This is a genomic window from Paucilactobacillus kaifaensis (assembly GCF_005405145.1).
Lineage (GTDB): Bacteria > Bacillota > Bacilli > Lactobacillales > Lactobacillaceae > Paucilactobacillus > Paucilactobacillus kaifaensis.
Window position 1 is genome coordinate 128,703 of sequence record NZ_BJDM01000001.1, and the last position, 24,703, is coordinate 153,405.

The 24,703-nt window shown below is 38.3% G+C and carries 25 protein-coding genes; 10 read left to right on the forward strand and 15 right to left on the reverse strand.

Annotation, left to right across the window (positions count from 1 at the left end; translation table 11 throughout):
* Window positions 1-74: 74 nt before the first annotated feature.
* From FFM51_RS00555 to gdhA, 4 genes are all read right to left on the reverse strand, one after another.
* Window positions 75-731, reverse strand: coding sequence for a DUF6198 family protein (locus FFM51_RS00555; RefSeq protein WP_137596717.1), 657 nt, complete (start codon window positions 729-731; stop codon window positions 75-77).
* 63 nt (window positions 732-794) lie between these two features.
* A complete protein-coding gene (locus FFM51_RS00560) occupies window positions 795-1,946 on the reverse strand; it encodes an AbrB/MazE/SpoVT family DNA-binding domain-containing protein (protein WP_137596718.1) in 1,152 nt (383 codons plus the stop codon).
* 23 nt (window positions 1,947-1,969) lie between these two features.
* Entirely contained in the window at window positions 1,970-2,296 is a 327-nt protein-coding gene (locus FFM51_RS00565; protein ID WP_137596719.1) for a MazG nucleotide pyrophosphohydrolase domain-containing protein, read from the reverse strand.
* 110 nt (window positions 2,297-2,406) lie between these two features.
* Window positions 2,407-3,753, reverse strand: a complete 1,347-nt coding sequence (gdhA, locus tag FFM51_RS00570; RefSeq protein WP_137596720.1) for an NADP-specific glutamate dehydrogenase — start codon at window positions 3,751-3,753, stop codon at window positions 2,407-2,409.
* Window positions 3,754-4,273: 520 nt separating this feature from the next.
* Here gdhA and FFM51_RS00575 point away from each other — a divergent pair.
* On the forward strand, window positions 4,274-5,593 hold the full coding sequence (locus tag FFM51_RS00575) for an MFS transporter (protein ID WP_137596721.1): 1,320 nt from the start codon (window positions 4,274-4,276) through the stop codon (window positions 5,591-5,593).
* 144 nt (window positions 5,594-5,737) lie between these two features.
* Here FFM51_RS00575 and FFM51_RS00580 read toward each other — a convergent pair whose 3' ends face one another.
* The 4 genes from FFM51_RS00580 to FFM51_RS00595 form a co-directional block, all read right to left on the reverse strand.
* On the reverse strand, window positions 5,738-6,286 hold the full coding sequence (locus FFM51_RS00580) for a ferritin-like domain-containing protein (protein ID WP_137596722.1): 549 nt from the start codon (window positions 6,284-6,286) through the stop codon (window positions 5,738-5,740).
* 3 nt (window positions 6,287-6,289) lie between these two features.
* Window positions 6,290-6,532, reverse strand: coding sequence for a cation transporter (locus tag FFM51_RS00585; RefSeq protein WP_137596723.1), 243 nt, complete (start codon window positions 6,530-6,532; stop codon window positions 6,290-6,292).
* Between the two features lie 274 nt (window positions 6,533-6,806).
* On the reverse strand, window positions 6,807-8,714 hold the full coding sequence (locus FFM51_RS00590; protein WP_137596724.1) for a heavy metal translocating P-type ATPase: 1,908 nt from the start codon (window positions 8,712-8,714) through the stop codon (window positions 6,807-6,809).
* A gap of 201 nt (window positions 8,715-8,915) precedes the next feature.
* On the reverse strand, window positions 8,916-9,455 hold the full coding sequence (locus FFM51_RS00595) for a phenolic acid decarboxylase (RefSeq protein WP_137596725.1): 540 nt from the start codon (window positions 9,453-9,455) through the stop codon (window positions 8,916-8,918).
* A gap of 101 nt (window positions 9,456-9,556) precedes the next feature.
* Between FFM51_RS00595 and FFM51_RS00600 the strand changes: the two genes are divergently transcribed.
* From FFM51_RS00600 to FFM51_RS00610, 3 genes are all read left to right on the forward strand, one after another.
* Window positions 9,557-10,102: a PadR family transcriptional regulator gene (locus tag FFM51_RS00600; protein ID WP_137596726.1), complete on the forward strand. Its 546-nt coding sequence runs from the start codon at window positions 9,557-9,559 to the stop codon at window positions 10,100-10,102.
* 219 nt (window positions 10,103-10,321) lie between these two features.
* Window positions 10,322-10,867 (forward strand): helix-turn-helix domain-containing protein, encoded by a 546-nt coding sequence (locus FFM51_RS00605; RefSeq protein WP_137596727.1) that lies wholly within the window; start codon window positions 10,322-10,324, stop codon window positions 10,865-10,867.
* A 124-nt stretch (window positions 10,868-10,991) separates the two neighbouring features.
* Window positions 10,992-11,426, forward strand: coding sequence for a DUF2188 domain-containing protein (locus FFM51_RS00610; RefSeq protein ID WP_137596728.1), 435 nt, complete (start codon window positions 10,992-10,994; stop codon window positions 11,424-11,426).
* 67 nt (window positions 11,427-11,493) lie between these two features.
* Here FFM51_RS00610 and FFM51_RS00615 read toward each other — a convergent pair whose 3' ends face one another.
* Window positions 11,494-12,075, reverse strand: coding sequence for a uracil-DNA glycosylase family protein (locus tag FFM51_RS00615; protein WP_137596729.1), 582 nt, complete (start codon window positions 12,073-12,075; stop codon window positions 11,494-11,496).
* A gap of 427 nt (window positions 12,076-12,502) precedes the next feature.
* Between FFM51_RS00615 and FFM51_RS00620 the strand changes: the two genes are divergently transcribed.
* The 5 genes from FFM51_RS00620 (at window position 12,503) to FFM51_RS00640 (ending at window position 18,024) form a co-directional block, all read left to right on the forward strand.
* Window positions 12,503-13,585, forward strand: coding sequence for an Ldh family oxidoreductase (locus tag FFM51_RS00620; protein ID WP_137596730.1), 1,083 nt, complete (start codon window positions 12,503-12,505; stop codon window positions 13,583-13,585).
* 168 nt (window positions 13,586-13,753) lie between these two features.
* Window positions 13,754-14,512 carry an NADP-dependent (R)-specific alcohol dehydrogenase gene (locus FFM51_RS00625; RefSeq protein WP_137596731.1) on the forward strand — a complete coding sequence of 253 codons (759 nt, stop codon included), beginning with the start codon at window positions 13,754-13,756 and terminating at the stop codon, window positions 14,510-14,512.
* 284 nt (window positions 14,513-14,796) lie between these two features.
* Entirely contained in the window at window positions 14,797-16,419 is a 1,623-nt protein-coding gene (locus FFM51_RS00630) for an ABC-F family ATP-binding cassette domain-containing protein (protein ID WP_137596732.1), read from the forward strand.
* Between the two features lie 28 nt (window positions 16,420-16,447).
* Window positions 16,448-17,398 (forward strand): TerC/Alx family metal homeostasis membrane protein, encoded by a 951-nt coding sequence (locus tag FFM51_RS00635; RefSeq protein WP_137596733.1) that lies wholly within the window; start codon window positions 16,448-16,450, stop codon window positions 17,396-17,398.
* A gap of 110 nt (window positions 17,399-17,508) precedes the next feature.
* Complete coding sequence (locus tag FFM51_RS00640) at window positions 17,509-18,024, forward strand: ASCH domain-containing protein (RefSeq protein WP_137596734.1); 516 nt, start codon at window positions 17,509-17,511, stop codon at window positions 18,022-18,024.
* A gap of 109 nt (window positions 18,025-18,133) precedes the next feature.
* Here FFM51_RS00640 and FFM51_RS00645 read toward each other — a convergent pair whose 3' ends face one another.
* The 3 genes from FFM51_RS00645 to pepI all read right to left on the reverse strand — a co-directional run bounded on the left by FFM51_RS00645 (window position 18,134) and on the right by pepI (window position 20,475).
* Window positions 18,134-18,865, reverse strand: coding sequence for a sulfite exporter TauE/SafE family protein (locus FFM51_RS00645; protein WP_137596735.1), 732 nt, complete (start codon window positions 18,863-18,865; stop codon window positions 18,134-18,136).
* Between the two features lie 54 nt (window positions 18,866-18,919).
* Window positions 18,920-19,402: a hypothetical protein gene (locus FFM51_RS00650; protein WP_137596736.1), complete on the reverse strand. Its 483-nt coding sequence runs from the start codon at window positions 19,400-19,402 to the stop codon at window positions 18,920-18,922.
* A gap of 194 nt (window positions 19,403-19,596) precedes the next feature.
* Window positions 19,597-20,475, reverse strand: coding sequence for a proline iminopeptidase (gene pepI / locus FFM51_RS00655; RefSeq protein ID WP_137596737.1), 879 nt, complete (start codon window positions 20,473-20,475; stop codon window positions 19,597-19,599).
* 179 nt (window positions 20,476-20,654) lie between these two features.
* On the opposite strand from pepI, the gene FFM51_RS00660 reads away from it, so the two are divergent.
* Window positions 20,655-21,155 carry a DUF2798 domain-containing protein gene (locus FFM51_RS00660; RefSeq protein WP_137596738.1) on the forward strand — a complete coding sequence of 167 codons (501 nt, stop codon included), beginning with the start codon at window positions 20,655-20,657 and terminating at the stop codon, window positions 21,153-21,155.
* A gap of 79 nt (window positions 21,156-21,234) precedes the next feature.
* On the opposite strand, the gene FFM51_RS00665 is transcribed toward FFM51_RS00660, so the two are convergent.
* The 3 genes from FFM51_RS00665 to FFM51_RS00675 form a co-directional block, all read right to left on the reverse strand.
* The gene (locus FFM51_RS00665) at window positions 21,235-21,879 is read right to left on the reverse strand and encodes a DNA alkylation repair protein (RefSeq protein WP_137596739.1); all 645 of its coding nucleotides are present in this window, start codon (window positions 21,877-21,879) and stop codon (window positions 21,235-21,237) included.
* Window positions 21,880-21,936: 57 nt separating this feature from the next.
* Window positions 21,937-23,916 (reverse strand): elongation factor G, encoded by a 1,980-nt coding sequence (locus FFM51_RS00670; RefSeq protein ID WP_137596740.1) that lies wholly within the window; start codon window positions 23,914-23,916, stop codon window positions 21,937-21,939.
* 100 nt (window positions 23,917-24,016) lie between these two features.
* Window positions 24,017-24,664: a Crp/Fnr family transcriptional regulator gene (locus FFM51_RS00675; RefSeq protein ID WP_170999528.1), complete on the reverse strand. Its 648-nt coding sequence runs from the start codon at window positions 24,662-24,664 to the stop codon at window positions 24,017-24,019.
* Window positions 24,665-24,703 lie beyond the last annotated feature (39 nt).

The window sequence follows — 24,703 nt, forward strand, 5'->3', positions numbered from 1 at the left end:
CATATCAAATTTAGCCACTAAAAAAAGCTTTCTCGTTAATTGTCAGCGGGTAAGCTTAATCTAAGTTATTTAATTTAGACATCAACATGGTGTTTCAATTGTGGAAAAATATGTTTATCAGACCAGCTCATCATTGCACCTTGCGCAACTAACGCTAAAACTGTTCCATAACCAATTGCCTTTAATTGCCTAGTTGCCATTACTGATACCACGGTAATTAAAATCGGTGGGACATAACTGACCCATTGTCCTAAAATAGCTGAACCACGTAAAAATTTAAACCGAAGAATATATGATAAGTCATCATTAGGGTGCATCAAAATATTTGATCGTTGATAAATTGACACAGCCATCGAGATCACTAAAATCCCAACTGTATCAAGAAAAATTTTAGTTATCAAGCTATAGTGGGGTACGCCCACCCAATTCCAAAATAACGTAATGAAAGAAACAAGGTAACTAAACGGAAATGCATACAGTAGATTGGAAAAAAAACGGCGCCGATCAAAATGACCCAGAATAATTTGATTAGTTATCGTAATGACAATTCCATAAATAAAAAGCGTTGTTCCTAGTGGAATGTGAATCCAATTTGACAGATTAACTGATGAGCCAGTCCAAACAGCACTTCCTAAGTCAGTCGAAATCGTAAGTGCATTCCCAGCAGCATTCATTAAAATCGACAATCCTAAAAAATCCATTCGTTGTTTAAAGTCTTGCATCTTGGCCAAACTGTCATCACTTCCTTTTCTCTGTAAATTTTAGCACTTATAACGAAAAACGTAACGGACAACCTAACCAATCTTTGCTTCAAAGATTCTCGTCTGTGCCGAGATGAGGTGCTGAATCAACTGAAATAGTAGTAAAATCCACCCAAACGCTAAAATAAAACCGATTAATTCAAAGGCAGTTAATGATAGGTATCCCACAAATTGAAATAAAATATCGGTTAATACCAACACCCCGCCAATAATATATGATGTGATTAAAAAATCCCGATTAGCTTGGGGCAATAACCACTTGATTCCCACGATCAGAATAATAATAAAATAAATTAACATTCGGGCAAGCTGATCGTGAAAAATATGAAAAGCGGTATTGTTCGGAAAGGCTCCCACTCCACCAAGATCGACAGCGGCCAACGTTAAAATTACCCGCAAAGTTGTTAACTGCCATGTTCGTGGGTATGCTTCTTGCAGTGAAACAAACAAATAATCAATTAAAGCAATCATAATTAACGCCGAAAAAATCAGTGTTAAGTTAAAACTCCAACTATTGCTGGCTAAGTCAGTACCAAGATAGCTAAGATTATGTTGCCACCACCTTCGTTGACTGTTGGAAGCCATTGAGATGACAACACCACTACTGATAATCGCCATGAATAATGACGTCAACATCAATGGTGAAATCGATTGAGCAGCTAAAATCATTAAATAATTAATTACACTACTAAAAATAAAAAAGATAAATGTAGAGGTTAACTGATCAAAACTAGCTCCAGTAAAAATAAGGCCGAAAACCCAAAAAATACCAAGAAGTGCCAATAACAAAATCAACGCAAATGAAAGTACAATGGTTGGAAAATTTCGCCAGTAAATATTGCGTGAAGTCGAATTAGTGGTACTTTTTCTACTTTTGACAAAGAAAATAATGAACAAGATAGTCCCCGTAATTACCCCTAAAATGATTAATGCGGTCGCAATCGAAGTAGTGCCGACTAGTGGAATTTGAGTTTGTTTTTGATTTAAAAAAAACAAATAAAAACCGATACTTGTAATAAAAGTTGGCACTAGCGACCACCACAAAGATACTCGTTGTGTTATTTCCTCTAGTGGTTGTAACATCACCCCATTATTTCTCACTGTAAATCGAACAGTATCACCATCGTCTAAATGTAATTTATCAACTACCTCTGTTGGTAATTCAACTTTGAGGTTTTTATTCATATTCAGTACGCTCCCAATTAAACTTAATTTACTTCATCCTTATATCTTTGTTGCAGCTTTTTTTCGCTATAGTTGAGTAAGTCTGCAGCTTTAATGTCATAATGCGATCCCAAAACGAGTAATTGATCTAGCGCATCAGCTAATTCTTCCATCAAATTATCGCGCAATTCAGCTTCCGTTAAAGATTGCTCCCCAGGGTGGTCACGACCAATTTCAAGCGATCGTACTGCCCGCGACAACTCACCTATTTCTTCGCTAATAAAGTTAAGTCGAATGAATGGTGATAATTGATACCACCCACGATGACGATAAAAATCAGTTAACCATTGTTGATGTTCGTTGATCTGCATTTGTATCCTCCGAAAATAAGTAATGCGTTTATTATATCGCACTTAACACCGTAAAATTAGGGACAAAAAAACGGCTGGAATTTTCCAACCGTTTTTAGACTTGCTGATTCTTAGATTACGCCTTGCGCCATCATTGCATCAGCTACACGCTTAAATCCTGCAATATTAGCACCAGCTAAGTAATCCTTACCGAGACCATATTCTGCAGCAGCTGTTGCAGATTCTGTAAAAATATTTTGCATAATTGTTTTTAATCGTTGATCAACTTCTTCGAACGTCCAAGACAGTCGTTCGTCGTTTTGACTCATTTCTAGTGCTGAAACAGCAACGCCACCAGCATTCGCTGCCTTAGCAGGTCCTAATAACACATTCGCTTTTTTAAAGACTTCCACCGCTTCTGGTGTACTTGGCATATTTGCACCTGAAGCAACCACTTTAGCACCATTTTGTACCAATCGAGCTGCTCTACCGCCATCGATTTCATTTTGTGTTGCACTTGGAAGAGCAACATCATAATCCACATCAAAGTCCCAAACTGACCCTTCATGATATTCAGCAGTTTCCACTCGCTGTGCATACAATTTAATGCGACCACGCTCAACTTCTTTAATTTGTTGCACAAGTTGGTAATCAATTCCATTGGGATCATAAACGAATCCATCCGAGTCAGAGACTGTTAGGACAGTGGCACCTAATTCAGTTGCTTTTTGAACTGCATAAATAGCAACGTTTCCAGAACCAGATATCTTAACTTTTTTACCCGCTAATTGTTCACCCTGAGCGGCTAACAGTGCCTCGGTATAATATAGTAATCCAAATCCAGTTGCCTGAGTTCTTGCTAAACTACCACCATAGCTGAGTCCTTTACCGGTTAAAACTCCTGCTTGATAACCGTTTAAACGGCGATACTGACCATACATAAACCCAATTTCACGCGCACCCACTCCGATATCACCAGCAGGAACATCCAGATCTGGACCAATGTGTTTTTGCAGTTCGGTCATAAAGCTTTGAGTGAAACGCATAACTTCACCATCGGATTTGCCCTTCGGATCAAAGTCACTACCACCTTTACCACCACCAATTGGTAAACCGGTTAAACTATTTTTGAAAATTTGCTCAAAGCCTAAAAATTTAACGATTGAAAGGTTAACACTTGGATGGAATCGTAAACCACCTTTGTAAGGCCCAATGGCACCATTAAACTGAACCCGAAACCCACGATTTACTTGAACATTGCCAGCATCATCAACCCATGACACTCGAAACTGAAAAGCACGTTCTGGCTCCGTTAATCGTTCAATTAAATTTGCTTTAATATACTCTGGGTGTTTTTCCAACACTGGGGTTAATGTATGGAAAAAATTGTCGACAGCTTCTAAAAATTCTGGTTGTGCGCCATCACGCTCAACAATTTTGGCGCGGACTGTTGCTAAATAAGTTGTTGCTTCTGACATCGGTTCATCAACCTTTCTATGACAAGCATCAAAAAACATTCTTCAAATTATAGCATATTGAAAATAGCAATCGTTCGGTAAACACTAATTACTTTGATTACTAAGTTTAATTTAGTAAATAGTTAATTATATTAAGAAAAGAACACGTTAAATTAGAAAATATCTCATTTAAATTTATGGTTAATATTCATTACTTTAAAAGCACTTTGAGTAAAAATAAAGCAATAAAATTAACCAAATTTTAATTTTAGTGTTTACAAATTAGTTAAACTAAGATATGCTATGAAAATCAAATTATTAGAGGAGTAAATAAATATGACAGTCAACGTTCGAGTCGAAATTATTATTATTTAGCGTGAGTGACAATTTAATTTGTTGCTCGCGCTGATTCGCGAGCAGCGTTGGCTAAAGCCAAGGGTGTTCATCGCTCTTGGCTTTTTATTTATTTTTCGGCAAGGAGGAATAGGATTTCTAAGATTTTTAGTTCGATCAAATACATAGAACAGGAAGTGAATATACCATGGAAACAACTACAGAAGCTTTACAAACGAACAAATCACAATCAATTGAACGTGACCCTATCAAAACAGTCATTTTTGCATCAATGATCGGAACTGCGGTTGAATTTTTTGACTTCTACGCTTATGGAACTGCTGCGGCTACATATTTCCCGAAAGTGTTTTTCCCATCTCTAACCCCAACAATTGCCATTTTACTTAGTTTACTTACATTTGGGGTTGCCTTTGTTGCCCGCCCACTAGGATCATTTATTTTTGGGCACTTTGGTGACAAAATTGGCCGTAAAAAAACATTGGTGGTCTCACTAATTTTAATGGGTGGTTCTACTGTTTTAATTGGATTTCTACCTAGCTTCGAAACAATTGGAATGGCCTCAATTTTACTCTTATGTCTTTGTCGCTTCGTTCAAGGAATTGGTCTTGGTGGCGAATGGTCAGGTGCCGTGTTGGTTGCAACTGAAAATGCACCTGAAAACAAACGTGCACTTTACGGTTCATTCCCAGAGCTGGGTGCACCACTCGGGTTCTTTTTATGTAATGGATTATTTTTCGTCCTAGAATCCTTTTTGACGCCTGCACAAATGGTGAGCTTTGGCTGGAGAATTCCGTTCTTGGCTTCAGCTGTGATGGTTTTCATTGGTTTATGGGTTCGTAAGAGATTACAAGAAACACCATTATTCAGAATGGCCCAAACCGAGGAAAACGTGACTAAGTCACCACTTAAAGAAGTCTTCAAAACTAGCTGGAGACAAATTCTAAAAGGTACGTTCATCGTGGCCGTTTCATACACATTTTTCTTTACACTATCTACTTGGTCACTGACCTTTGCGACAACTAATTTAGGCTTTAGTAATCGTGAATTCTTGCTCCTCTTAATGTCCGCCATCGTGATGTTTGCCGCTGTTATCTTGGGTTCATCCTATCTAGCTGATCGTTGGGGTCGCAAGAAATTACTAATGAGTTCAACTGCTGCTATCGCTGTTTTTTCAGTTGTTTTCCCTTACTTTTTAATGGGGCAACACAATGTTCCTGGGGCCTGTGCGTTCCTATTCATCGGCTTTTTCTTGATGGGATTGGTTTACGGCCCAATCGGAGCCGTATTGCCTGAACTGTTCTCTACTAAAGTACGCTACTCGGGTTCAGCTTTAGCCTATAATTTATCAGCAATCGTTGGGGCCGCATTTGCTCCAACAATCGCCACTTGGTTAGCTGCTAACTGGGGATTGAAGACAGTGGGTCTTTACCTCGGTATTATGGCTGTAGTTTCATTTATTGCCCTTGCGGTAACTCCTGAAACAAAACACATTGATTATACAAAATAATTCCCTCTAAAAAACTGCTTAAAATAAAATTATTTTAAGCAGTTTTTTAGTTTCGCGTGAAACAAAAAAAGCAGGTGCCCACAATTTACTTGCGTAAATTTACCCGCTTGTTTGTTATTCAAATTTTAGATTAAATAATACTATTTATTCTTCGTCGTCATCGTCTTCTTCGGTCAATCCATCCCACGCTTGCTTGCCAAGTACGGCTTGCAAAGTTTGAATTGTATGATTGTTATGCCCACGTAATGCAGTTAAGAATGCTGCCATTGCTGGCCGAGTTTCTTTTTGTGCTAATACGATTGCTCGGTCGATAAACATGTTTTGAGTCGCAAAGTCGTGAACAGTAATATCAACTAATTCTTCAGTTGTTAAATACTTGTTCCGACCGTTTTCTTCTAACATCGAATACTTAACGTATTCCGCCACAGTCGAAGGTGGTAATTCATTCTCATCTAACAATACTCCAGCTAACTGGTCAAATTCATTACGGCCTTGCTCAATCAATTTATCATATACAGGCTTTAATTGTAGTGACTGAATGCCTTTTAAATACCAACGTGTTTGGTGTAGCTTAACGTTATTAATAAGTAAGTTGGATAAAATATGGCCGGTCATCGCTCCTGCAGTTGGTTTGTGATGATCTAAATCTGCCTGTTTTAATTCTGCCTCGTATTGTGTGTCTACATTAGTCATTAATTAAGCCTCCTTAGCTAGTTCTTTTTCTTTAACTTTGTCTACTGAATAACCCAGCTTTTCCACTACGTCTGCTAATTCTTGTGCACTAGTTTTAGTATCATCAAACTCTGCCTTAACCTTGCTAGCATTAAACAGTACCTTAACTTTCTCAACACCATCTTGATGAGCAACCGCATGTTCAATTTTAGTCATACATGATGGGCAAGTAAGTGCTTCTAGTTGTAAAATTGCTCGTTTTGTCATAATTAGTTCCTCCTTTGTGAAACTATCTTTCTTTGATTGTCTTTATTCTACTGAGAATCATGTTTTAAAAACTTGATTCAAATCAAGTTTTACCATCTTTTTTATAATCTTTTTTCATCTCTTAATACTGTTATATTTTTGACAACCATAATACGACAAAAGCCGTAAATACAATGGATGCGCATACCGGTGCACCCCTCAATCAGAAAAAGTTCAAGAACATCTAACTATTAAGTGCGGAAAACCCCACCATAAAACCCGAAATTAATTCTGCTTACTTCATCGCAGGTGTTACCTGTTGTGGTTTTGCTACTTGTGGTGCCTTACCGTATCGAATCAGTCGCATTGCATTAAAGATAACTACCAAGATACTTGCTTCATGGACAAACATCCCACTGGCCATGTAAATAAACCCAGCAATTAATCCAATCAATAAGAAGGCTACCACCCCAATCGCAATGGTGATGTTTTCTTTTGTGTTCAAAACTGTCTTCTTAGCTAAACCATAGGCATGAACCAGCGCTTCAAAACTCGATTGCATTAAAACAACATCAGATGTTTCAATAGCAACATCTGTTCCACTTCCCATTGCAATTCCGATATTGGCAGTGGCAATGGATGGACTATCGTTAATTCCGTCACCAACAAATGCAACGTTACGCCCATCTTGTTGGAATTTTTTAACAAACTCGACCTTTTGTTCCGGCATTAATTCAGCATGAACTTCATCAATTCCAACTTGCTGAGCAACATAGTCTGCTGTCGCTTTATTGTCACCTGTTAACATAACTAAATGTTTGGCACCTTTGTCACGTAATGACTGTAATTGTTCGGCTACTTCTGGGCGAATAATATCAGAAATAGCCACAATCAAATCAACCTTGCCATCAACTGCAATAACCACAACTGAACTGCCAGTAGCTTGTAATTCATCTAAGTCTTTAATTTGTTGATCAGTCATTTTAACTTCATGTGCGCGCATCAACTTATGGTTACCAGCCAAGATTTCATGATTATCGATCTGTGCAATCATTCCTTGACCCTTAACTGTTTGATTATCTTCTACAGCCAAGTTTTTAAACTCGTAAGCTTTAGTATCTGCATAATCAACAATTGCCCGTCCTAATGGATGATCTGATAGACTTTCAACTTTAGCAGTTAGTGCAAAAGTCTTAGCTAGATCTCCACCATAGTTCTTAACAGCTGAAACGGATGTATTTCCCTTAGTTAAAGTTCCCGTTTTATCAAAGACAAAAGTATCAATTTTAGAGAAGGTGTCCATTGCTTCGCCACCCTTAACTAAAATTCCGCGCTTAGCACCGTTACCAATTCCAGCCACATTTGATACAGGAGCACCGATAACCAAAGCACCAGGGCAACCAAGTACTAAGACTGTGATCGCTAACTTAAAATCACGCGAAAAGATAAATACTAGTAATGCAATGATGAGGACAGCTGGTGTGTAGTACTGTGAAAACCGATCGATAAATTTCTCGGCATGCGATTTTGTATCCTGGGCGTCTTCGACTAATTCAATGATCTTAGCAAATGTTGTATCATCACCAACCTTAGTAGCTTCAATCTTTAAATACCCATCACTAAGCATTGTGCCAGAGAAAACATCATCTTTAACCTGCTTACCAACTTCACGTGATTCACCAGTCACAACTGATTCATCTGTGTAACCGTGACCTTCAATAACTTTGCCATCAACCGGAATGGAACCTCCTGTTTTAACTAAGACAATGTCGCCTTCATCAACATCGTCAACATCCACTTCTTCGGTTGTCCCATCATCTTGCACAATCGTGGCAGTTGTTGGCGCCATTTCAGTTAGTGACTTAATTGATTGACGAGTCTTGGCCAATGTCCGCTCTTCAAGATAACTACCAAATAAGAATAGAAAAGTAACAATTGCAGATTCGTTATATTCACCAATGATGAATGCACCGATAACGGCAATGCTGACTAATAATTCAATACTAACGACTTTAACCTTCAACGCCTGATATGCGTGCATCATAATTGGTACAGCTGCGATAACAGAAGCTATTGCTAAAATAATATCGTAGCCCACCACATTTCCCAGGAAATATTTACTGAAGAACCCTGCTACAATTAAAATCGCTGTAATTAATGTAATTTGAGTATTATGATCCTGAATAAATTTTTGAAATTTCATTTTTTTCACTCCTTGTATTATTGTTTGCTTAAACTAACAAAACCAGTTAACAACTTTGATCAGGAGTTGCAGGTTTCTGATTAACTGTCACTATCATAATAGCGATGCTGATATTTGAACTTGATTCAAATCAAGTTTTGCAAATTAATTTATGTAAAAAAAACACCTTCGAGTTTTTTCGAAAGTGTTTTATATCAAAGCTTATTTATTAATCCGTCGATATTGGTCGTCAAAGTAACGACCATTGCGAATATCATCTGGCATCCCTTCATAAGGTGCTTCACTAATGACATCTTCATTATTTCGACCAGCAGCGCCCATATAAGTAATGTTGGCAAACTCCGGCACTACCAATTTAGGATATGTTTCGTACTTCTCACGCGATTCTTCCATGAGAGCAATGTGCTCATTTTGATATGTCACCGTGATTTCTGGATGTTCCTCAACCCACTTAGGGAAAAAGATTGTGCCGTGAAGCTTCTTTTCGTTTGGTAAAAAGTCCAATGCAACATCTGTGCCAGTTGGTTCTGTCCATGAAATCTTGTAAACACCAGCTGTTAACATCACAATGTCTGCCTCTTGATCTGTCACCCAACGACCAGCAACCATTCCACCATGAATTCGATAATCAACCGTATGACCGTTTTTAGCATACCATTCGTATTCCCAACCATTATCATAAGTGTAAATAAAATGAGTTCCCAAAAAGTCATCAAGTGTTGCGAAAGTTTTTTCTGTCATTGTTTAACGTCTCCTTTAATTTTATACATGTATTTATTTACATGTTTTATAATACTTGATCATGTTATACTGGTCTCATCAAATTGTCAAGGAGTTCAGCAATGGCACAACGAAATAAACTAAAATTTATTATTCTCGGACTATTAAGTGAAAAGGAACTAACCGGCTATGACATCACAAAAGCTTTCGATTCTGATATTGGTGAGTTCTGGTCAGCCAACCACAGCCAAATTTATCCTTTACTAAAACGACTTGAAGACGATCAACTAATCAGTCATCGACTTACTATTACGGGAGAAAAACTCGAAAAAAAAGTCTATTCAATTACTGATCAAGGGGCCAAAGAACTCAACCAATGGATTGGTGAACCAACTCCTGCTTTGTCTGCCACCAAGGATGAATTCATTTTGAAATTGTATTTCATCCGTAAAAACAACGATCCACGCTTAGCACCAATGTTGACAGAGCAACTTAACTTACATAAAAATAAGTTAATTCATTTACAGCAGCAAATGGAGAAAAAATTTCACAACCAAAGTGATAAAAATAATTTTGGTCATTTTTTAATTTTGCAGCATGCGATTCAGCGTGAGAATGGTTATACAAACTGGTTAATAGAAACCATTCAAGGACTGAAATCAAAATGAGATGACTGATTTTTGTATTTAAGACTATGTTCACAGCTGTAACAGTTCCATAAATAAAAAAAATGACAAGACCAGATGCAAAAACTGGTTTTGTCATTTTTCACGTTATATACCCACTTTTAACCACGTCTATTCGCTCTCTTTTTGATTTGCAACCATTCGGTGCTCCCCTTTTCATTGCTCCCTGTCTATACTAAAATCGAATAGGAGGAGATTAGGATGAAAATTGGGTATCAGATTCAAACTTATCGTGAACAACATGGTTTATCTCAAACTGAACTTGCTGCAAAACTGCATATTTCACGACAATCAATATCAAAATGGGAGAGTGGTGCCGCGTTGCCAACTTTTGCAAATGTTGTTGCCATCAGTAATTTATTCGATATTTCCATTGATGACTTAGTTCGCGGTGATCTGTCATTAATGAGTAGTCTTACCGCTGGCAACAAGGAACCTCTTAGTCGTATTTTTAAAATCTTCTTTGGTGGTTTAGCTCTTGGAATCATAATATACATTATGGTACTTGCCTTTAATATCAACATTGAAACTTACAATTACTGGGCAGACTTACCGAAATTTATTTTATTTATTTTAATATTATTTACCATTAATTGGCGGCAGTTCAACCGGTCACTCTCGTCAAAGACAGTAGTCTTAGGGGTTATTTTGTTCGCCATCATCCTTGCACCAACAATTTTTGAAAATGTTTCTGCAGCTATTCATAGTACAACTTGGATTCAAAAAGGTTACAGTTCTTTCAAATAACTAATAATAAGCATAATACTTTCGTTAGTATTTTTAGATTGGTATAGTTGTTATTACAGATAGAACTTTATTACCACTAGCTTTTTATAATCACACCGACGAAGCAGTCAAGGAGGATACAAGAATGGCATGGAACATGAAGGACTACCCAGTATCAATGAAAAATATGGACCAATTAGAACGAAAAAAGGCAATCGATATTGCGAATGCATTATTGGCAGATGGTTACCCAGACGATCGGGCAATTCCGATTGCAATGAGTCAAGCTGAAAAATGGTATGAAAATGCACGTGAACAAGAAAAACGTGCTTTTATTAAAGAAGACAATCCTAGCAAAAATGATCAACATGACATCAATGAGCGTAATGCAGAATTAATTGATGCCAATGAAGTCGTTAAATATACCGACAACGGTTGGGCGGTAATGGCACAAGGAGCTAAAAAAGCTAGTGCCATTTTTGACACAAAAAAAGAGGCCGTTGCTGCTGCTAAAAGTATTGCCCGAAATAAACGATCAAACGTCAAGGAGTATCGCAAAGACGGTAGCCTTATTGATTAATTAATCACATCAGCAAAAGAGGAGTTGTCTGCACAACTCCTTTTTTACTGAATCTAAACAGCTCCCACTAATCATCAATAATGAATTTCACTTTTCGCTGCAATTCAGGAATCACATCTGTTGTAAACCATTCATTACGTTTCATCCAGCCATAGTTAAGTGGCGATGGGTGTACTAGCGGAAAATAGTCAGGTAGGTAGTCTTGAAAATGGCGCACCGTTTGCGTCAGTGTTTTCTGCCGGTTAGTCAAATAATACTTTTGCGCGTACTGGCCAATTAATAATGTGAGTTTTATTTGAGGCATTAGTTCCAATAATGGCTCATGCCACTTTTCAGCAAAGCCCTTACGTGGTGGTAAATCACCGTGTAGCCCCTTACCAGGATAATAAAAATCGAGTGGCATAACCGCAATCTTACCAGAGTGATAAAACTCATCGTTTGAAACGCCCATCCAAGACCGGAGTCGGTCTCCACTTGGATCATTCCAAAACGTCATCGATGCCTGTGCCTTGTTGCTGGGAGCTTGACTAATAATCATAATTTCAGCATTCGGCTCAATGTGGTAGAGTGGCTGGATTCCCTGCTCCGTGAATGATTTATTTGCTGGATCTTTTTGAATTGCTGCAAAAATTTCATCAGCTGTTTGCATAACTAATTTCACCTTCGTAAATAACTTATTTCACTCATATCAGGGCTTGACAAGTGATTCAATTTGAACTAAATTTTCATTAAACAGTATACATTAAATATTGATGAGAAGAGTAACTGATTTTACCTTTTAGAGAGTGTTTGTCCGCTGAAAATAACACAGTGTACTAATTAGTGAAGATGAACTCGGAGTATTGGGCAGGTTAACGCTATGCCCACGAACGACACCCGTTAGCATGTTGAACTCATTTGAGTTTTAAGGCAATCAGCTTGATTGTGAAAATAGGTGGCACCACGGTCTAATCGTAATCGTCCTTGTACAAATAATAAATATTTGTATAGGACGATTTTTTATTTGGTTAGATGTGTTACTAGTCAGATGTCTGGGGCTAAGTCGACTCTTTTAAATTTGAAAGAAGGAAAATATCGTGAAAATTAGTGCTGCAACAGAACAAACATTTTTGGAACAAGTTTTTACCGCTCATGGATTTTCTAGTGAAGATAGTAATTTATTGGCAGATACTTTAGTCGATGCCGATTTACGCGGAATTTCTTCTCATGGTATTCAGCGGTTAGCTTGGTATCTTAACATGATCAAAGAACACATTATTGTACCAACTAACAAGCCCATTATTTTAAAGGAGACTCCCACCAGTTTATTGATTGATGCAAATCAAAATATGGGACATATTGCATCAGCATTAGCCATGCGTAAATTAATCGAAAAAACAAAAAAATCTGTCGTTTCAATTGCGGTTATCCGCAACTCAAACCATTTTGGTACTGCAGGTTATTACTCACGAATGGCTGCCAAAGCCGGACTAATTGGTGTTTCGAACACTAACACACGCCCACTCGTTGTTCCAACTAATGCTAAGGATGCCTTTTTGGGTTCAAACGCCTTTGCCTTCACCTTCCCTGCCGCACCACATCCATTTGTTTTTGATGGTGCTACTTCAGTTGTTTCTGGCGGAAAAATTCAAGTGCTCGCAAAAAAAGGAGAACAGATTCCTGGTGAATGGGCTATTGATGGTCAACGCAACGTTGTGAAAGATGCTAACGCAGCTGAAGATATTCTCTCCAAGGTTGCCTTTACCAAAGAACAACCCGGTGGTGGCGTCTTAACTCTTGGTGGTAATTCAGAAGAAAACTCCAATTACAAGGGGTTTGGTAACTCACTAGTTGTAGAACTATTAACTGGTATTTTAGCTCAGGGATCAATTTCAGCTGATACTAATACAGGTAAACATGACTTTAGTCAATTTTTCTTGACCATTGACCCGGACTTCTTTGGAGATTTAGACGTCTTAAAAAGCAACGTTGAAAGCATGTTTGATCGCATTCGTAAGTTAGATCATACGCCAGGTACACAAATTATGATCCCCGGTGATCGCGAATATAAGCGGTATGATGAAAATAAAATTCATGGAGTCACAATTGATGACGCCAGTGCTGACCAAATTAGAAATATTGCGGCTGAGCTTAACATTCCTGCTCCAGAGGAACTTTAGCATCAATAAATATTTTTTACAGCAAAAATTACAGATAGTAATGTTTCACATGAAACACCGCAAAATATGTTCCTGATTTGACCCGTTATGCGTAGAATTATTTCCTAAATTTACTAAATAGTACTTTTGTGTTAAACTTCACATATAATAAATGGGAGGTCTTTGCAGATGAGTAATCGTTTAAATGGAAAAGTTGCAATCGTAACTGGAGGAACTCTTGGAATTGGCTTTGCTGTGGCCCAAAAGTTCGTTGAAGAAGGCGCCAAAGTGGTTATTACCGGTCGTCATGCTGATGTGGGCGAAAAAGCCGCAAAAGAAATTGGCGGACCAGATGTTGTTACTTTTGTGAAGCACGATGCTTCTGATGAAGATGGATGGACAGAACTTTTTGATACAACCGAAAAGTTATATGGTCCCGTTTCTACTTTGGTAAACAACGCTGGTGTTGGTTTAACTGGTTCTATTGAAGAAACTTCAACCGAAACCTGGCGTAAACTGATGTCAATTAACCTAGACGGTGTCTTTTTTGGAACCCGACTTGCAATTCAACGCATGAAAAACAAGAACCTCGGTGCTTCAATTATTAATATGTCATCAATTGAAGGTTTTGTTGGTGATCCAAACTTAGGAGCATATAACGCTTCTAAGGGCGCCGTTCGAATTATGTCTAAGTCAGCAGCTATTGATTGTGCCCTCAAGGACTACGGTGTTAGAATTAACACTGTTCACCCTGGCTATATCAAAACTCCATTAGTTGATAATATCCCTGGTGCCGAAGCAGCTATGTCAGATCGAACAAAAACACCAATGGGTCATCTCGGTGAACCAAATGATATTGCTTATATTTGTATCTATTTAGCTTCAGATGAGTCCAAATTCGCAACTGGCTCTGAGTTCGTTGTTGATGGTGGATACACAGCACAATAAAATAGTTCAACCACAACTTAAAAAACTTATGATAAAGAGGTCAGGCAAAAAATAATTTTGTCTAACCTCTTTTAATATTTATCGCATAGTATTCTTAATAAACACGGCTGTTCAACGTCAGGCCCTGAATGAATTTGATCTGATAGTAATCATAGAAAAAATTTTTTTATAATATATATAACTTACAATACTATATCATTGTTCCATTTAATCTTATCTGCTAATATGGAGGAACGGTCTAAAACATGCAACTATGAGTAATTAAATTAAAGTGAGGTAAGAGTTTGTTAACTGTTAATAACGTGTCAATGTCGTTTTCTGATCGTAAACTATATGAAGACGTCAATTTGAAGTTTACGCCCGGTAACTGTTATGGCATCATTGGTGCTAACGGCGCTGGCAAATCAACATTTTTAAAGATCTTAGAGGGTAAGCTTACACCCACATCTGGGACCGTATCGATGGGACCAAACGAACGTATGAGTAGCTTAAAGCAAGACCACTTTGCCTTTGATGATCAAACTGTGCTCAACACAGTCTTACAAGGCTACACGAAACTATATCAAGTTATGACGCAAAAAGACGCTCTCTATGCTAAACCAGACTTCTCTGATGAAGACGGGATGAAAGCTGCGGAACTAGAAGGTGAATTTGCTGAAATGGACGGCTGGAATGCCGAAAGTGACGCAAGTCAACTACTACAATCACTAGGAATTGCAGAAGCTCAACACCAAAGCCTGATGAAAGATTTATCTGAAAATGAAAAAATTAAGGTCTTATTAGCCCAAGCACTATTTGGTAAGCCCGATGTCTTATTACTAGACGAACCAACCAATGGTTTGGATCCGCAAACCATCAGTTGGCTAGAAGATTTCTTGGCTGATTATGAAAACACCGTCTTAGTTGTCAGTCATGACCGTCACTTTCTAAACTCTGTTTGTACTCACATCTGTGATGTGGACTTCGGTAAGATTGAACTATTTGTCGGTAACTACGACTTTTGGATTCAAAGTTCACAACTGGCACAACAGTTACGATCACAATCAAATGCAAAAAAAGAAGAACAAATCAAGCAATTACAAGAATTCGTAGCTCGTTTTTCAGCTAACGCCTCTAAATCAAAACAAGCTACTTCTCGTAAAAAACAATTAGAAAAAATTGAATTAGATGACATTAAACCTAGCTCACGTAAATACCCGTTCATTAAGTTTACGCCAGAACGCGAGCTAGGCAATGACCTGTTACGCGTCGAAAATGTCAGCAAAACCATTGATGGTGAAAAAGTACTAGACAACGTTAGCTTTATTTTACAACCAGGCGATAAAACGGCGCTGATTTCTCGTTCGGATGCAACTACTAGCATTTTAATGCAAATTATTGCCGGAACAATGGAGCCGGACACTGGCACGATTACCTGGGGAGTGACCACAAACCGTTCATACATGCCTAAGGATTTGAATCCTGAATTTAGTGATGATCGTTTGAACATCTTAGAATGGTTGCGTCAATTTGCCAGCAAAGAAGAAAGCGACAACACATTTTTGCGCGGTTTCTTAGGTAAAATGTTGTTCAGCGGTGAAGAAGTTTTGAAACAGGTTAACGTTTTGTCCGGTGGTGAAAAAGTTCGAAGCTACTTATCAAAACTAATGCTGATTAAAGCCAATGTCCTATTATTAGACGACCCTACTAATCACTTAGATCTAGAAAGCATTACTAGTTTGAATGACGCTCTAGTTGATTTCGCGGGATCATTAGTGTTTACTAGTCATGATCATCAGTTTATTCAAACAATTGCTAACCACATTGTTGAGGTTGGTCCTAAAGGTATTGTTGACCGTGCTGATACTAGTTACGATGAATTCATGGCTCACGAAGCAGTACAATCACAGATTGCTGACATCTACTAATTTTACACATTAAACAGGAGGAATCCATTTGGAAGTAAGTTTGGGTTATTGGATTGGTTTTTTTGCGTTTATTATTGTAATGCTAGCACTTGATTTAGGTGTGTTTCACCGGACCAACGAAGCGCCAACTATCAAGTCATCCCTACTTTGGAGCGCATTTTGGATTGGATTAGCATTCACCTTTGCCGGTGGCATTTGGTTAATAGCCGATGGGCATCAGGCACTCGATTTTATCACTGCTTATTTACTGGAAAAATCGTTAAGTATCGATAATATCTTCATCTTCATTTTGGTATTTAACTTTTTCAAAATTGATCTTAAGTACCAGCACCGATTACTATTTTGGGGCGTTTTTGGTGCCTTAGTTATGCGAGTAATCTTCATTTTTGCCGGAGTCGTGCTACTTGATAAGTTTAAGTGGTTGATGATTGTCTTTGGTTTGTTCCTGATCATTACCGGTGTTCGGATGCTGTTTGAAAAAGACGAATCCGGCGACTTAAATAACAACATCATCATTAAGACTCTTCGACGCCTGTTTCCATTCAAGGAAAATGCAACTGTCGCAAAATTTTTTGTTAAAGTGGACGGTAAAACCTTTGCCACACAGTTTTTCATTTCGCTACTATTCATTGAGGCATCGGATTTGATCTTCGCAGTTGATTCCATCCCCGCTGTATTGTCAGTCTCCCAAAATAGCTTTATCGTGGTTACTTCTAATATTTTTGCAATTATGGGATTACGATCATTGTACTTTGCGATCGGCGGAATTTTACCATTGTTCCGTTACATCAAATATGCGTTGTCACTAATTTTGGCGTTTATTGGTTTCAAAATGTTACTAAATGAAGCCGATCATTACTTTCACTTTGGCTTTCACATCTCCAACATTGCTTCCTTGATTGTCATTGTTAGTTTGATTACCGTTTCAATTGTCGCTTCGATGATTGTCGACCGAGCAGTTAAACGAAAAAGACTATAACATCTTACACTACCACATCTTTAAGTTGTGGTAGTTTTTTGTTGCAGTTGATTTTGTTGGTTCACTAGTGTTTACTAGTTAAAAATACAATCTTTAAAGGAGTGCCCGGCATGAAAGCTTTGTCCATTAAAAACCCTTACGCAGAACAAATTTTACTTGGTAATAAAACGATCGAGTACCGATCATGGACACCACCGCAGCAAATCAAACAATTCTTGCTAGTTTCTTCTGGAACACCATCAGATACCGAGTTTGGCTTATACTTTGCGCATGGTTATGCCCTTGCCATCGTGAATATCGATAGAGTATCTGCTAAACAAAATAGCGATGGCAATTACCAGTGGCATGTGAGCACTGCCGTTCCAGTCGAACCATTTCAAGTAAAAGGTAAACTTCACTTTTATGATGTTGACGATGATTTAATCAAACCGCGAACTGATTTACTCGAATCAATGACTGCCTTTGCTGCTGGCGAAGAAGCAACCGCTGGTGATTTATTTGTGGACGAATATTATAAGCCATTGGTTGAAATTGCTGCCAAGCAGCTGCCTAAAAAGTATTCAAAAATATTAAATGATAACCATGGTGACTGGTCACCGGTTATCGATGCTTGGATGGACGACTGATATTAATTTTATGAATACAAAAAACTACTCTATAGCACCTGCAATAGAGTAGTTTTTTTATCATTATGATTTTATTTATAGCTAAGTTATCGATGATTCAATAAATTTATTAGCGATAAAACATCAAACCACCAAAAACAATTAACAACACGTAAATATATTTAACTAGTGTTTCACGTGAAACATGATTACCAAGCCAGTTACCAAACGGGATCACTATCAGTAGTAAAGGGACAATTATTAACAACAAATAAACTACTTTACTAGTCCAAAAACCTGAAACAAGTTGACTTGCAACCACAATTACACCCACGCAAACAAAATGAGCTTGTAAAATACCACGTAACTGCTCTACCGACCACTGCTTAAGCGTGCCATAAATCACAACCGGAACACCATGACTGTTATAAGCACTTCCTAAAGCGCCAGAAATCAACCCGGCCAAGTAGTCCCAGCCATTTGATCGTAGCCACGCTTTTCCTGATTGTTGTCGAAAAGTTTTAAATAGATTATATAAACCATACCCAATCAAAAACAAACCCAATAGGTGTAAAACCATACTTGTATCAATCACTTTAATTAATAGTATACCGACAGGGACACCAAATAATGATCCAATAACCAACCGACACACAATAGCAAAATCGATATGGGCACGAAATTTGATTGTAGCCGGCATTGCTACCAACAACCCTAACGCTCCAATTAAAGCAGTAGACTCCTGCAAATTGAACCCAACTAGAGCCAACAGTGGCATCGTTACTAATGCTTCGCCGAAGCCAAAAACTGTTCGCACTAAAGCACCAAACAGGGCAATTAAAATAATTAAGATTAGCGACATCATTTTCTCTACCTATTAGGTTACCAACTGTCTCCAATAACCCCTTTAAATAATTTAATATTGAGCCAATAACTGTTGTAGTTCGCCCTTAGCAGCTTGATCATTAGAAACTAAAAAAGTTCCATTAGGTTTTAGATCATCTCGTCCAGTAGTTCCATCTTTGGCAGTATAAAAAAATAGCCCACCTACCGCATGAATTTTAAAGCCACTCTTGCCTGGGTTTTCCTCATTTTGCACCTGAATTTCACCATCAGTGTTATTAGCATACCAATCACCGGCTCCAGCTGCTCCGTGATCGAAATAAAAGTCACTAACTGTCATATTTCCTATTTTAGCGCGACTATCAGCCCAACTTAGCATCTGATTTTCAACTTCACTTTGCTGCTCCTCAGTTAAGTCGCCCGATTTTGATGCGCTAACTGTACTACTCTCGTTTTTGGATGATTTACTACTTGAGGATGTGGGTCTTCTTGAAGATGACGAAGAACTGGTAGAATCAGCGACCTCTGCGCTAGAATCGGCATTAGGTAACTTCATGAAAATAAAAATACCTACCGCAAATACAACTATTGTTCCAACCGTAATCCAATTATATCATTAGTAACTGGCGCAGAATTTATATAAGTTAACTGTTTGCTAAAGATGCTGAGCATAATATTGATATTATTGATTAAATTCAAAACGCCAACATCAATTTCGATGCTGGCTCTTTCAAGTCCTAATCAAAAGCACTAGTCGTTTGCCGCTAACCAGTGATCGAGAACATCAATAAATTCATCATGCTGATCCAATAAGGCCAAATGACGGCTATTAGCAAACAAGTGCCATTTGGCAACTGGAATATGATCATAAACCGACTTAGCGATTAATGGCGTACATAAATCATCAGTCCCATTAGTCACAAGAACAGGAACATGAATATTTTTAAGCTGATCTGTCACCTCAAAATCACTAATCGTTCCATTTTCGGTAAACTCATTGGGTCCCTCAGCAATCAAACTTGCACGTTTCCCATTGGTTGGTCGTCGTAGTGGTTCTGGCGAATTTTCATCTGGATCATCCCAACAATAGCGCTCCATATACCGATCATTAGCCGCTAAATACTTTGGTCCCGTGAAATCACCAGTCCGTTCAGCTTCAGCAATCGCTTGTCGATCTTCATAGCTTAAATATGAGATTAACCGATGTTGTTCTTGCGTCCATAGCTTGATAGAAGCTGGCGAGCCATCAATCATCACACTTTTAACGCCCTGGGGATCAAAACTAGTTAAATAGTACATTTCTAGCATTCCACCCCATGATTGGCCTAACATATGTACTTCGTCTAAGTGAAGATAATTTCGTAAAGCAATTAGCTCTTCTGCCCACGTTTCTTTCACATACACTGCTGGATCATCTGGTAGTGATGATTTACCACAACCAACTTGATCATACATAATTAGTTGACGGCCAGTATCGGCATAGTCATCCATTAACTCGAAGTAATTGTGCGACGAACCCGGTCCCCCGTGAATCAATAATAACGGAGCTTTTTCCGCGCTTGATTCACCAACAATACGATAGTAAGTTTTATAGCCACGAAATGGCATGTATCCTTCTTCAATTTTCATAATCAACGCCTACCCCTTTATTCCAAATATTATTACTAAGCATTATTGTACTACTCACATGTAATTTTTATTTCAAGTAATATAAGCCCTTACAAAAATGACACATAAACGTAACTTATGAAACTCCCACAATCCCTGTATACTAACCAATGTTGCTCAAAAAAAGAGGGAGAAATAAAATGCCAAGAAATTTAAAAGAAGAAGTTGTTTTTACTGCTATCATGGCCGGCTTAATGGTTTTCGTGATGGTTTGCTATAATGTTATGTTGGTTCAAGGATTTACTAAGGGATTCATCATAAATTCACTTTCAGAATACCCTGGTGGTTTGCTCGTTGCGATTATTTTAGATCTGCTGATCGTCGGTCCAATTGCTAAAGGCCTCGCCTTCAAGTACATCATCAATGATTACATGAAGAAAAACGTTGTCTTAATTGGAATTACTATTTCAGTAATGATGGTTCTCGGAATGGTAACCTGCATGTCACTTTTTGGTATCATTATGGCGCATAATGTAAGTTTAGCCAGCTATCTACATGCCTGGGGGTTTAATTTTATCGTTGCACTACCACTGCAATTGATCGTTGTTGGCCCAATTGCTCGTTCTGTCTTAGGAAAAATGCAATCAGTCACAGATACAAAAACAGAAACACAAAAATCAGCTGGCCAAGAAATCGAATAGTAAAACATGTGAGGGCGGGAAAATAATTAAATTTTCCCGCCCTCAATCTATATGCATATAAAACTCATTTTTAAAATTTTCAAAGGTGTTTCGTTGCTTCCCTCACAGCTAAATTACTTAGCTGATGTTCGTTTAAAAACGTAATCACCCAGTCAGGATTTGTCTTGGCATACTGACGCAGAGACCAGCCAATTGCTTTTTGAATAAAAAATTCATCCGTGGTCTGATCAAATAAAATCGATTCCGATAACATTTTCGTATCAGTATTTTCTTTTTCCATCAACTGTAGATTAATGGAAGTACGCCGTTCCCACATATTGTCACTTTTATAAAATAACGCAAAAACTGTCGCTTTATCATTTGGATGCAATTTAATGTATTTACCAAAGACCGCCCGTAGCGAATCAACACTATCCCACCAGCTTTTTTTGGTGACAAACTGCCGCAAAAAAATTATGTCAGCCAATTGAAATTTTTTGATATTTTTATCTGCCAATTCAATGGCAATATACTGATATTCGCGAGCATCACGGGCATATAGTTCCGCGATCCATTGGCGAATTGTGGTAATATCGCGAGACTTACTCGTCTGAAGTAACGGCTTACTCTGTTTTTTTCTCTCGGGTGTTTTCAGGCCTAGAAAAGAAAACCGATTTCGCATATAGCGCTCCATCGCAGTGGCATTGTCTGGATTACCAGTAAAATTAAAGTTTAATTTTTCCATTTATGACCTCATATGATTGGTTAAGTATTCAATATCTCATTAACTGAAAATTGTTCTTTATTGCGACATTTTCACTAAATCATCTGGTGAATACCCATATTCACAATGCGCTGCACTTGGAACATCATTCCACTGCACAGGATAGCCTGCACCATGGGCACAAAAGACTGATCCTGGTGTGTTATCTAAATCAGCAACTGGATCATATTTTATTCTTTCAATCACTTCTGCAGCATTGTGGCAAGCTTGATAACCGTCTATAATACATTCCAAAAATCCTTGACCATGCGTATATGCACGGACCTCTTGTGCATAGCTTTGCATTTGTGAAACTGGAGCAACGCCAGTGATAGTTACCATGTCATCAGTAGCATTCACTTGGGGAGCATTAAACCTACCATGCATCCGTTGAATATCATTAATGGCCCGCCCAACCTGTTCAGATCCAACTTCTAATCGAAACTGATACCAAGGTTCCAGCAATTGGCAGTGTTTAGTTTTCTTAAGCATCATTAGTCCTTGCCTAACTGCCCGCCAAGTTGCCTCTTTAAAGTCGCCACCAACTGAATGGACAATACTTGCTTTACCACCAATAAGCGTGATACGCATATCAGTGATTGGTACACCCGCGAGAACACCAAGATGCTCCTTTGCATTCAAATTGACCAAAACTTGATGTTGCCAATTACTACCCAATACATCGACACTACAATCAGATTCAAACGTTAATCCACTCCCACGCGGTGCGGGCTGAAGAAGTAAGTGAACCTCTGCATAGTGTCGTAGTGGCTCAAAATGGCCCACTCCTTCAATGGCCTGCGTAATTGTTTCTTTATATAGAATACTTCCTTTACCAAAACTAACAGTTAGTTTAAAGCGTTCTAACATAATCTGCTGAATAATTTCTAATTGAACTTCACCCATGATCTGAACACGAATTTCCTGAAGATGACTTGACCAAGAAATATGTAACTGAGGATCTTCATCTTCAAGTTGTTGAAGTGCTGTTAAACAAGCATGAATATCGTTACCCTTAGGATCAAGCGCATAATTAATGACTGGACGGATTTCTGGCGTAACAGCATCAAGTTCACTACCCAGTCCTTGACCAGGATAAGTGTCAGTAAGGCCTGTAATCGCACAAATCTCACCGGCCTTAATTTCCTGGGAAATAACAAATTTGGCACCATTATAGACTCGTAATTGATTCGCTTTCTGATCATCTACTAAAACATCTTTAGAATGCAATGCATCACCAGTCACTCGGACCCAAGTTAACCGTTCGCCCTTATCATCATGTGATATTTTAAATACCCGAGCGCCAAACTCTGGTTGTTTTTTTGCCTCATTCGTCCATCGTTCCAATCCATTCATCAACGAGTCAATCCCAGTCAGTTTTAGTGCTGCACCAAAGAAACACGGGAAAACTTCACGTTGGCCAATCATTTGTCGAATTGTATCATCGGTAATGCTACCAGTGTTCATAAATTGCTCTAACACATCGTCATTTCGCAATGCAATTTCTTCATACGTTTCTGTTGGAATATCATCATTGCTGGTCTCTTCAGTTTTAAATACAATACACCCTGGGGAGAGAACACTTTGTAATTGATCAATAATCTGTTTTTTATCAACACCATTGGCATCCACCTTATTCACAAAAATAAAAGTAGGCACATGATACCGTTCCAATAAGCGCCATAAAGTTCTGGTATATCCTTGAACTCCATCGGTGCCAGAAATTACTAAAATAGCATAATCCAGCACACTCAAAACTTGTTCCGTTTGAGTTGCAAAATCCACGTGTCCCGGTGTATCAAGCAACGTCAACTCAATATCATTATATTGGAGCTTAGCTTGATGCGAAAAAATCGTAATCCCACGTTTTTTCTCCAGTTTATCTGTGTCTAAAAATGCGTCTCCATTATCAACCCGTCCCAATTGGCGTAATTCACCAGATCGATAGAGTAATGCTTCTGATAGCGTCGTTTTACCAGCATCAACATGGGCAACAACTCCTGTTACAATGTGTTTCATTATTTCCCTACTCCTTTTACTACAGTTATATCTTTAGACCCAAAAGTTTCATGTGAAACATTATTTCTCCTTGAAACTCACATGTTATTGCCCCGATAAATTACAACAGCTGAATCATTCTTCCTGACATTGAGATCATATCCTCTTGAATTAATTTAGTAAACTGCCGACTTAATGTTTCTGGTGTGATACTCAACCAATTAGCCAAATCACGCTTGCTCAGAGGCAGTCTAAAATATCGACTACCGACTCTACCGGCAGTATCTTCCAGATACTGCGCTAATCGATCATGAGCTGTAAGAGTACCATATCGCGCACTACGATTCTCTAGATCAGTCAATCGGTCACCAAACGCGTTGATAATGCTAACGGCTAATGAAGGTGTTTTACTTAGCAATTCATGAAAATCAGATTTGCGAATGGAACAAACTAATGAATCTTCCACCGTCTCAGCAAAGTTTTGGTGCGTTGAATCGGTAAATAACGCAGCTTCACTATCAACGGCGTGTTTGTCCAAGAAATAAAGGATTTGTTCTTGGCCATCTTCATCTAAGCGATAAATTTTTATGCGTCCCTGATCGACTACCAGCAACCGATCCACATCAGACCCAGCGGAATAAAGGGTAGTTCCAGCAGGAATATTTTCTTGATGTGTTGAAATTGTCGTCAACTTATTAATTGTTTCATCATCCAACCCGACAAATATTGGTGCAGAGCGAACACATTCAAATGCAGAATGATTTTCCATTACTAATCTCCCAAAAATTGACATATATCAATTTACTTA